The following is a 1,985-nucleotide window of genomic DNA, read 5'->3' as shown; positions in this document are numbered from 1 at the left end:
CATCGATATTTTCTAGCTCTTTTACTTTAGATGATATGATGCCTAAAACCACATGTTTGTTTTTGGGCACAAATCTTAAAGGAGCAAAATCGCCGCTTCTTTCATCATCGTATTCCAAGAAGTAGGCGTCCACATTGATTTCGTTGAAGAGAATTTCTGCTACAGGTTCGTAGCCACCTTCAGCAAACCAAGTGCTTCGGTAATTTCCGCGACAAAGGTGAATACCAACGGTCAAGTCACTTGGACGATTGTCAATCACGGAGTTGATAAGTGCCGCATAAGTACGTGGCAACTCGTTAGGGTCTTCGCCTCTTTCGGCTGCGGCAGCACGCATTTTTGGGTCGCACAAATACGCCAAATTGGTATCGTCCAATTGTAAATAACGTAAACCTGCAGCGTACAAATGATCTATTTCTTGTTTGTAAGCAGTTGATAAATCATGAAAAAACTCATCCATATCAGGATAAGCCTGAATATCTATCGATTTGCGTCCGCCACGAAAATGAATCATCGTTGGTGATGGAATACTCACTTTGGGAGTTTGTGTAACGATAGATTTTAGGTAGTTAAAATCGGCTACTTGAATATCTTTTTGGTGATGTAGTTTTCCTGTAACACTCAAAACAGGAGGTTTGAAGCCATCTTCAGCCACTTTAGCATTTGGATTAGCATCCATACCTCCTGTCACGGTCACTCCTGCAAGCTCTTTCAGAAAGTCCAAATGGAAATAATCTCTGCGAAATTCGCCATCGGTAATCGCTTTCATACCTGTAGATTCAAGCTTTTTGACGGTTTCGAGAATAGCGGCGTCTTCGATAGCTCGTAACTCCTCGGCTGGAAGATTGCCTAATTTCCACTCATGACGATTTGTTTTTACAGACGCTGTGCGAAGCAAACTTCCCACATGGTCAGCTCTAAAAGGAGGTTTCATAATTAAAGGGTATTAAAATTGGATTGAAGGGGGATTTTCGTATTTTCTCAAAAGACCTTGTCGCCTTCTGATTCGTTAAATTGTTGTACTCAAGACTGATACAAAATTGTAACGTTTGGAAGAGAATAAATAGGCTATTTCAAATCAATATTATGCAAAAACAATCAATTAGAATTATTTCTATATTGTTTTGGAGTTAAATGTGTTTTTGCTCTAAAAAAACGACTAAAATCGCTAGGGTCTACTTTCCCCAATCGAAAGGCGATTTCTCCAATACTCAATTCTGTTTGGCTCAGTAAAACTTTTGCTTCTAAAATTCTCATTTCCTCCAATAATTCATGTGCTGATTTTCCTGTAGTTATTTTTACAGATTTGTTTAAATGATTAGGCGAAACAGATAAATAATCCGCAAATTCCTGAACTGATTTTTTCTCATAAATCAAGCTTGATAATGCATCTTTATACCGCTGGGTTAAGTAGGTTGCCGCATTTTGAAGAGCCTTTGGCTGACTTTTTTCTTGAAGCTTAAATTCTGTCAGAAGGGTGGTTAAATACAAGGGTAATAGCTCAAATCGTTCGGGTTGATTCTTCTTGTATTCTTGTAATATCAATTCAAATAATTGAATAACTGGCTTATTATCAATCAATTCAAATACGGGATTTCCTGTAAATTGGAAGAAAGGAAGTTCTTTAAAAACAGGAAGGTTAAATCTTTTTTGTTGAAATATTTCTGGTAAAAAATGAAGATAATATCCTTCAGCATCCTCGCTGACAAACTCAATGGAGGTGATCTGGTCGGAAGGTAAAGCAAATACGGTATTAGGTCCTATTTCGTATTGAGTTAGGCCTTTACTTCTGAGTACTTTTCCTTTGGTTAGAAAAATCATAAAATAAACCAAACGACGATGTGGCTGTAAAGGCAATTGCAGGTGAATCTTATAATGTTCGACTCGCTCAATATGAAATTGATTATATACTTTGGACACCACCGGCTTCCAAGTCCCAAACAAATATTCATCAAATTGGGAGGGATTTAATACTGGAATCTTAGCAA

2 protein-coding genes are annotated in these 1,985 nt (G+C 37.6%); both read right to left on the bottom strand.

Features of this window, described 5'->3' with window-relative positions:
- On the bottom strand, nt 1-931 hold a 931-nt coding region (locus ACOVQ4_RS09680; RefSeq protein ID WP_421820448.1), incomplete at its 3' end, for a 5-methyltetrahydropteroyltriglutamate--homocysteine S-methyltransferase.
- Nucleotides 932-1,095: 164 nt separating this feature from the next.
- On the bottom strand, nt 1,096-1,985 hold an 890-nt coding region (locus ACOVQ4_RS09675), incomplete at its 5' end, for a helix-turn-helix domain-containing protein (RefSeq protein WP_421820447.1).

The sequence above is a fragment of the Flectobacillus sp. genome, from assembly GCF_049240685.1.
Lineage (GTDB): Bacteria > Bacteroidota > Bacteroidia > Cytophagales > Spirosomataceae > Flectobacillus.
Note: the sequence above shows the minus strand (reverse complement) of the source record. Positions and strands in the feature narration are given on the sequence as shown.